Source organism: Mesorhizobium sp. M1273 (assembly GCF_040318195.1).
Classification (GTDB): Bacteria; Pseudomonadota; Alphaproteobacteria; order Rhizobiales; family Rhizobiaceae; genus Mesorhizobium.
Map to the genome: position 1 here is coordinate 1 of NZ_JAMYLV010000071.1, position 8,288 is coordinate 8,288.

The window sequence follows — 8,288 nt, forward strand, 5'->3', positions numbered from 1 at the left end:
GCAGCGGCCTTGTTCATTGCATGTCCTCAAACCTGCACGGCAGATGATCGGATCATACGCGGCAAGATGAAAGATGGTTACAGCTATTTTCTACTGATATGTTCCAAAGATCAGGCAGAGACGGCGGCTGCGCGCATGTGATTTCGGGACCTGGTGAAGTAGCCGCGTTACACACGCGGGCGGCAATTGGATGGGACTGCGCGGGAGAACGTCAAGTTCCAAGCCCGGGCGGCAAATGGCGTCTACTCAGGAGTTGTTCGCCAACGGGCGGGCGGCCAACCAGAAAGTCATCGAAGCCAATTATATGGCCCATCGCGAGGCCCTATGGCCTGCTGCACGGGGTCCGATGGCCGAGAGGCCCGGACGCTTCCTTCCAAGGCCAGACGGCCTACTGGCGGCCGTATTTCTTGAACGTCGCGTTCCAGTCGGCTGCCAGCGCGTCAAGCGTTTCCTTGGCCGTGCCGGATTCACCGGTCACATAAGGATAGACGCGCTGGTTGAATTGTAGCAGCAGTTCGGCATTCTCGGGAACCGCCCAGAAATCCTTCACCTTGAACATGGTCTCGTGGAAGGCCTTGTTGTAGGGCGTGGCGTTCTGGAACTCATCCGATTTCAGTACGGCTGCGCTGCAGGTGTAGCCGCCGAGCGCTGCCCATTTCTTCTGGGTCTCATCCTTGATGAACCATTCCAGGAACTTCAGGGATTCTGCCTGCTTCGCTGAGTAGGAGACGATCGAGATGCCCTGCCCGCCAAGCGCGGCGAACTGGTCGCCGTTCGGCCCTGCCGGGTTGGCGAAGAAGCCGGTGTTCTTGGCGTTGGGATTGCTAGCTTCGTTGATCAGTGATGGGAAGAACGCGAAAAAGTTCATGCTCATCGCGGCCAGGTTTTCGGTGATCGCCTGATTGTCGTCGATGAAATTGGCGTTGGCCCAGCCCGGAGGCGTGAACTTGTAGAGTTCCTTGTAGGCTTCGAGCGCGGCGATCGCCTTATCGGAGTTGATGATGCCGTCGACCTTGTACGTCGAATAGTCGCCAAGCTCGCCGCCATAGGAGAAGAGCAAGCTTTCGAAGCCGCCTGCCAGCCCGTCGTGGACATTGTCGGTGTAGATGGCGACGCCGTATTTCTTCTGATCGGGACGGTAGAAGAACTCGGCGATGTCGCGCAGCGCCTTGAAATCCTTCGGCACGCCGAGGTCGTAGCCGTACTTGGCCTTGAACGCTTCCATTTCCTTCGGGTCTTCGAACCAGTCTTTGCGGTAGGACCAGCCCATGGCGTCGCCTTCGAGCGGGATCGCCCAATACTTGCCGCTGTTGCCGGGATATTCCGCGTAGACTTTCACCGTCGCGGGGGCCATCAGTTTGGCTATATCGTGCTTGGCGAAGAAGTCGGTGAGGTCGACATAGTGGCCGCCGGTCGAGCCGGCGCCGAGCCACTGCGAGTCGCCGACGACCATGTCATAGGCGTCGCCCCTGGCGTTGAACTCGGCAAAGGCCTTGGTTTCGAATCCCGGCCAGGCCGTCGTTTCAATAGTTACCTTGACGCCGGTTTCCTTCTCATACTCGTTGACGAGTTCCTGAAGGTAGTTCGCCGGGTCCCATTCCGCCCAAAAGATAGTGAGCTCTTCTGCCGAAACCGATCCACTCGCAAATGTCATGGCGGCGCCCACCAACAGACCAGCCCACGTTTGCATATCGCTTCTCCTTCCACGGCGACGTCGTCCAACTAGGAATTTGCGTATCGGATGCAATGCTTCACCCGCGTTCCGTCGAATGCGAAAGCATTCGGAGCAGGCCTTTGGACTCTACGAGATCAGGCGTGTCAAACCCCTCGGTGAAGCTGGCGTGGACTGGCGCAAGAATATGCCGCGCCTTGTCATTGCGGCCTTGGCCGGCATAGAGGCGGGTGAGCCGAAGCGCGGCCCTCAGTTCAGAGGATTTCGCGCCTTGATCGCGGGCCGCCGTGAGAGATTGCTGGAACCAGCTTTCGGCGGCTTCATCGGTTGGGTCCAGCACTGAAACCAACTCACCCCTTGTGCGCAATAACTCTGGTAGCTGATACTTCGAGGTCGATTTGCCCAGAGTGTCGAAGGCCTGCGCCAGGAGGGCAAGGCCTTCGCTTGCATCGCCGCGCTCGCCGCAGTTACGCGCAAGAATGCAAAGGTAGTAGGCCATGCCCATATCCGCGCCAGTCGCGGCGATACCCGCAATTCCCAGGCGCATTTGGCGAATGCCTTCCTCCAACTGCCCCAGACCGGCGAGCGCCCAGCCGAAATACACACGAGCCTGGCCAAGCAGCAATGGCATGACGAATTCATCACACAGAGTGATAGCTTTCTTCGCCCATTGAAGGGCTTCGGCGGGCTCGCGCCGCATCAGGTGGACCAAGCAGAAACTTAGCTGCGCTTGTGCTGTGGTGACCGGATGCGAGTCTCGCTCGGCTAGCGCCATTGCATCGCGTGAGCGTAGGATCGCCTGGACCGAATGGCCGCGCATGAAGAGCATCTGTGCGGAAAACGCCCTACAGCATACGCCGGGGTCGTGTCCGGCGTAGCCCCAGGCAAGGTGACGATGTCGCTCGTAATCATAAGTGGCCAGGCCATGGCTTGCATGACGTTCGCTCGCGTCGTAGTCACCGAGGTAATAGTAGATTCCCCAGAGTTGGTGATGTGCTTCGAGGATGTACCCCGAATCATCGGACACTTGCGCGAGTTCCAATCCGAGCGATTGGCATTGGTGGCCCAGCATCTCGGCAGCGCGCAGGTTGCCTGAAATGGTCTGGTAGGAGCTCTCGCCGCGCATCGCAGCGAATATTTGCGGCTTGTCGCGTAGCGTATCGGCAAGCCTCCGCGCGCTCGAAAAGGCCTGAAGGACCTCTGGTGCTCCCCAGCCCTTGGCTGCAATCATTGCCGTTCCCGTTGCGCTTTCAAGCGAAAGCTCCAGTCGCAGGCGGTCCTCAGATCCGGGCAATGATCCGACCAGCTCGAGCCCCTTGCGGAGGTGGGAGGCCGCCTCGAGATTGGCAGATCGCTTGAGCGCGAGCTGCCCTGCCTTGAGCCAATAAACGGCAGCCTGATAATTCACGCCGGCGACGGTATAGTGATGCGCAAGCGTTTCAGGTTCTGTCGCGACAACTTCCTGGAATTGCGCCTCCAGCGTCGCGGCGATCTTGGCATGAATCTGTTGCCGACGGCTTTTCAGCAGGCTCTGATAGGCTGCATCCCGTACGAGCGCATGCTTGAACGTATAGGTCGCCTCTGGAGGAACGCCTCGCCGAAAAACGAGCTCGGATTCTTCCAACTGCGGCATGACGTCTTGCAGACGGGTTTCGGCGGGGTCCGTTACGGCAGCCAGCAGCCGGTGATGGAAGCCGCGGCCAATGCAGGCGCCGATTTGAGCGACTTCTTTGACCGCCCCCAGCCGGTCCAGGCGAGACATCAAAGAATCCTGAAGGGTCGACGGAATCGCAAGAGGAGGCAGAGGACCTGAGAGCACGTAGTGGTCGCCCGCGTCGACAAGCAGACCGGAGTCGAGCACGGTCTTGGTCAGCTCCTCAACGAACAACGGAACGCCTTCGGTTTTGGCCAGAATCTCGCTGGCTACCTCCGGCGGCATAGTCTTTCCACCCGCTACGCGATCCATGATCGCTGCTCCTTGACCGAGTCCGAGGCGATCAAGCGAGAGCGCGGTTACATGCGATAACTGAATCCAACGCGGCTGAAACTCAGGTCGAAAGGTTACAATCAGGAGTGCCCGCATGTTCCGCAGGCGATCAATCAGCATATCCAGCCACTCGCCGGTCGTCGGATCGATCCAGTGCGCATCCTCGACAAGGACGATAGTGGGCTCACGCACGGCCAGCGCCTCGATTTGTTGGACGAGGGCGGCCAAAGTACGGGCCTTTTGGGCTAGCGGTGGCAGCCTGGTCGACGAGTATCGACCGGTCGTGTCGATCGACAGCAGTGTCGCCAACAGCGGAATTGCTTCCGCCACGTCCGGAACGATCCCGCGAAGCAGGGCCTCCAGCTTGTCGAGCTTGGTGTCCGTGGTGTCGTTGCGATCCAGTCCAGCCGCCCGTTCGACCTGCGTGGTCACGGGATGGAGCGCGCTGTTGATATGATAGGGCGAGCAAAAATAGCGTAGCCGCGGAGGGGGCTCGGCGCTCAATCGATCGACCATCGCCGCGATAATCCGGGACTTGCCAATACCCGGCTCTCCAGACAGCAGCACCACTCGGCCATCCCCGGCGCAGGCCCGGTGCCACTGGTCAACCAGAAACTCGAGTTCCTGGTCCCGCCCAACAATCGGCGTCACAATGTTCTGCCTCGCCTCGAAACGACTCTCTGCCGCTGTCTCGCCGACAATGCGCCAGGTGCGGACCGGCTTTGCGAAGCCCTTTAGCTCCCCGCGACCGAGATTGACCATATCGAATAGACCGGCCACCAGTCGTTGCGTGCCGTCAGCTACAACAACGCTGCCCGGCTCGGCGAGCGCTTGCAGCCTCGCAGCCAGGTTAGGCGTGTCGCCCACAACGGCCTCCTCCTTTGCCGATCCTTCGCCAACGAGATCGCCGACAACGACCAGTCCCGTCGCGATGCCAATGCGGGCAGCCAGCGGTTCGCCTCCCGGCGCTGTAAGTCGGGCCGTTGCTGCGGCGGCGGCCATGCCCGAGCGAACCGCTCGTTCGGCATCGTCCTCGTGCGCCTGCGGCCAACCGAAATAGGCCAGCACCCCATCGCCCATGAGCTTGGCTACTCGCCCTTCGTAACGGGAGATCTCTTCCGACACTGCGATCTGATAAGCGCGAATAACCTCCCGCATGTCCTCCGGGTCGAGACGCTGCGACAACTCGGTCGAGCTGACGAGGTCCACGAACATGACTGTTAATTGGCGCCGTTCGGCGTGCGGTGGCCGCGCGTCACCATGCTCGGGCGACCTTGCCGGCGCACTCCCGCGGTCGCGCGAGGATGCTTTGATCAGTAACGGGCCGGATGTGTCTCCGAATGAAGCCACAGCGGCAAGCAGCCGGCGCCGGTGACCGACCGATGTGATCCCGAGTGCTATCAGATCCTCCGCCGTTAGCTGAGGAAGCATCTCGGATTCAATGTCATTGTCGCGGAAGACCGGAGCGTATCGCTCCAGTCCCAGGCTACTCAGCCATGCCGCGATGTCCACGTCCTTCTCCCAACCAAGCACTAAGGGTGCTGTGTGGAACCATATCCCAAATTGGAAGGGGAGTCGTCACACCCTCGGGAACCAGGCGAATGTCAGTTACGGGTCCCCGGACATCATGCCGTCTGAGCTGTCTGTTTGTTTTCGGGAAACGACCCAGGAGGCCTCAATGTCGGATATTGGGCGCAAAGCCGCTGGACCCAACACCCGCGCGACCCACGCGAGGTCGTCCATTTTCAGATTTCAGTTCCCTCGGCCAGCGTCAGTGCATCCTCGACGTCGACGCCGAGATACCGGACGGTGTTCTCAATCTTGGTGTGGCCGAGCAGAATTTGAATTGCTCGGAGATTCCCGGTGGCCTTATAGATAATGGAGGCCTTGGTACGACGAAGCGAGTGGGTGCCATAATCCTCACGGCGAAGGCCAACCGCCGAAACCCATTCATCGACCAGGCGCGCATACTGCCTGGTGCTCAAATGGCCAGCATGATCGACCCGACTGGGAAAGGCAAAATCGTCGACCGCTCCACCTCTACGTTCGAGCCATGCAAGTAGGCTTGCTCGGGCGTCTGCCATCAGTTCGAATTGAACTGGCCTCCCAGTCTTTTGCTGCACAACCATCGCCCGAGTCCGAATCTCAGCGCCACTCACTAGCGCGCCAATCTTGAGCTTCACCAAGTCGCAACCACGCAACTTGCTATCGATCGCAAGGTCGAACAGCGCTCGGTCCCGTGATCGACCTTCGCGGTCGAGAAAGAACCGGATTTCCCAGATTTGACGAACCTTCAGAGGTCGTTTGACGCCTACTCTCTTGCCTGCATTCCAAGCGGGACGGCCTTGTCGGCGAGGTCATACTGCGAATGTCCCATATCGTTTCTCCTCAGACCACTATTGGCCAGAGCACAAACGTTCGGGAGGGGCCGGGAGCGGTCCGGCCGGTTCTGGTATGAACGCGTGAGAATGCAGATATTCAATCCGGTGGGTCCGAGTCTCGAACTGACCCGTTCCGCACGTTCCTAAAGCTGCAACTCCTCTCAGTCCACTCAAGCGAAGACTCAGGGCAGCAAAACGATCGAACGTACCATATAGATGGACTGTGGGCAGCACTCGGGCTTGACGTCTTGCCGTCATGGGTGAACGGTAGCGGCAGCCTGGCAGCGCGCAGGAAGGCACGTTATGATCAAGGCTGTCTTGGGTTTTCTTCTGCTGCCTTGGCTTGTCATCTTGCCCCTGATCGCAGTGACACCCGCGATCGCAACCGATTTCAGCCAGCCCGGTCCTTTCGCGATCGGTATTCAGAAGTTCACGATACCTGACGTGACTGGTGAGCACCCGCTGGAAACATGGGTCTGGTATCCCGCTGCTGGTCCTGCGCCAGCTCCCGCCGGCGCAATCCTGAAGACGACGCCGGACGCACCGCCGGCAACGACCGGTCCCTATCCGCTGCTTGTGCTGATCCCCGGATCCTCGATGCCGGGCATAGCCTACACCCGCTGGGGCCAGTTCTCGCGACCTACGGGTTCGTTGTCTTCGCTTCGAGCTATGATACCGGATTCGACGTTCGCCGATTGCTCTATTATCGTTCTGCCAACGTGCTTAGTGTGATCGGCTACGCCGATACACTGACAGCCCCGGGTGGCAAACTCGCTGGACTCATAGATACCTCCCACATCGGCGTCTGGGGGCATTCATCGGGCGGAGCGACTGCGCTCCAGGCGGGAGGCGCTCGGGTCGACTTTAAAGCCCTGGATAGCTGGTGCGCTGCAAATGAGGCCCAGAAGTATGGCGACTCATGCCAATTTGTAGGTTTCGAGCCAACGATTGCCAAACTCTACGGCGCTGCAGACCCGTTTGCGGAGCCGATGCCACCCATTTGGGATAGCCGCGTGGCGGCGCTCGTTCTCGCAGCTCCGGGCGGCGAGCTGCAGGTATTCGGCGCCACTGGCATTGCGGCTGTCAAAGTGCCGACGCTCATACTGGTCACTTCTGACGACGAGATGGTGAAGGCGGAATTCAATGCCCTATGGGCGCATGATAGCATCGGAAGTCGAGATAAGGCGTTGGCCGTATTCGACAAGGGTGGGCACATGATGTTCGCATACGGTTCCGGTTCCAGCCCGCAGTTCGATCAAGCCAAGACGCTGACCGCGGCGTTCTTCCTCAGTATTCTAAAAGGTGATCCCATGGGGCAGGCGGCGCTGCGACCCGGCGAGGCGTCGTTTCCGGGCCTCCACTATAAAACGACCTTCCACTGAGCCGACCGGACTCGTTGCTGGACAGGTGGAGGCGCTCGTGTGGCCAACGGCAACACGTGGTCCGCTTGTGGCGCAACCGCGATCACCAATGCGGTGGCCGGTAATGTCCTCTTTAAGGCAGTTGCAAAGCTAACTTTGACGACCGACATGAGGCGCATTGCCGTCCGGCAGCCTGTGGGCCGGAAGCGGCCAACCCCAAGTATAGAAATGACCCAACACCGGCCGCCCTTGGCGAGTGTGCTCCACCCATTGCCCTAGCGAATAGCGGCCTGACCGCCGCAGCCACGACCCGCGCAAGCCCTCCTGAACCCCAGCTGAACGCCGCCTTCAGCCTTAGTTCGAACGGCATCTCCTAAAAAGAAGCCGTTCAACCGCGGTCCCGTCCGCCAAAGGAGACGCTCTCATGATCCGCAATTCTTTCATCGCAACCGCGCTTGCCGCTCTTGTCGGTATCACTGCCGCCGCTCCGGCCATGGCCAATGACGTGCGCATCGAGCAATATGGCTGGTCGAACTCGGCCGGCGGCGCCCAGAACGGCTTCAAAAACCGTATCCGGGTGTATCAGAACGGCCGCTTCAACAAGGTGATCGGCCAGCAGCGCGGCCGCCACAACCTTTCGGCTATCGGCCAGGACGGGGCCGGCAACTACGGCGCCACCTACCAGAACGGCAACCGCAACGTGGCCGGCGTCGGCCAGTTCGGCTCCAACCACACCACCATTCTGACCCAGGACGGTAACGGCAACATTGCTGCCGGCGTGCAAGTGGGCCACGGCTGCGATGCCAATGTCAGCCAGGGCGGCAGCGGCAATGTCGCAGCTTTCGTCCAGGCCTGCCCATAAACACGGCAACGGCCAGGCGGCCGCG

General features: G+C 60.2%; 5 protein-coding genes and 1 pseudogene. 3 read left to right on the forward strand and 3 right to left on the reverse strand.

The annotated features are described in order from the left end of the window. Nucleotides 1–388: 388 nt before the first annotated feature. The 3 genes and pseudogenes from NKH30_RS32745 to NKH30_RS32755 form a co-directional block, all read right to left on the reverse strand. Complete coding sequence (locus NKH30_RS32745) at nucleotides 389–1,654, reverse strand: ABC transporter substrate-binding protein (protein WP_502893831.1); 1,266 nt, start codon at nucleotides 1,652–1,654, stop codon at nucleotides 389–391. A gap of 97 nt (nucleotides 1,655–1,751) precedes the next feature. Continuing rightward, nucleotides 1,752–5,171, reverse strand: a complete 3,420-nt coding sequence (locus NKH30_RS32750) for an adenylate/guanylate cyclase domain-containing protein (RefSeq protein ID WP_352998132.1) — start codon at nucleotides 5,169–5,171, stop codon at nucleotides 1,752–1,754. Between the two features lie 233 nt (nucleotides 5,172–5,404). Next, nucleotides 5,405–6,036 (reverse strand): annotated as a pseudogene (locus tag NKH30_RS32755) (tyrosine-type recombinase/integrase). Nucleotides 6,037–6,343: 307 nt separating this feature from the next. Between NKH30_RS32755 and NKH30_RS32760 the strand changes: the two are divergent. The 3 genes from NKH30_RS32760 to NKH30_RS32770 all read left to right on the forward strand — a co-directional run bounded on the left by NKH30_RS32760 (nucleotide 6,344) and on the right by NKH30_RS32770 (nucleotide 8,263). After that, nucleotides 6,344–6,772: an alpha/beta hydrolase gene (locus NKH30_RS32760; protein WP_352998134.1), complete on the forward strand. Its 429-nt coding sequence runs from the start codon at nucleotides 6,344–6,346 to the stop codon at nucleotides 6,770–6,772. Further along, nucleotides 6,661–7,422: an alpha/beta hydrolase family protein gene (locus NKH30_RS33340; RefSeq protein WP_502911548.1), complete on the forward strand. Its 762-nt coding sequence runs from the start codon at nucleotides 6,661–6,663 to the stop codon at nucleotides 7,420–7,422. The genes NKH30_RS32760 and NKH30_RS33340 overlap by 112 nt, the downstream gene beginning before the upstream one ends. Nucleotides 7,423–7,825: 403 nt before the next feature. Beyond that, nucleotides 7,826–8,263, forward strand: a complete 438-nt coding sequence (locus NKH30_RS32770) for a curlin (protein ID WP_352452314.1) — start codon at nucleotides 7,826–7,828, stop codon at nucleotides 8,261–8,263. Nucleotides 8,264–8,288 lie beyond the last annotated feature (25 nt).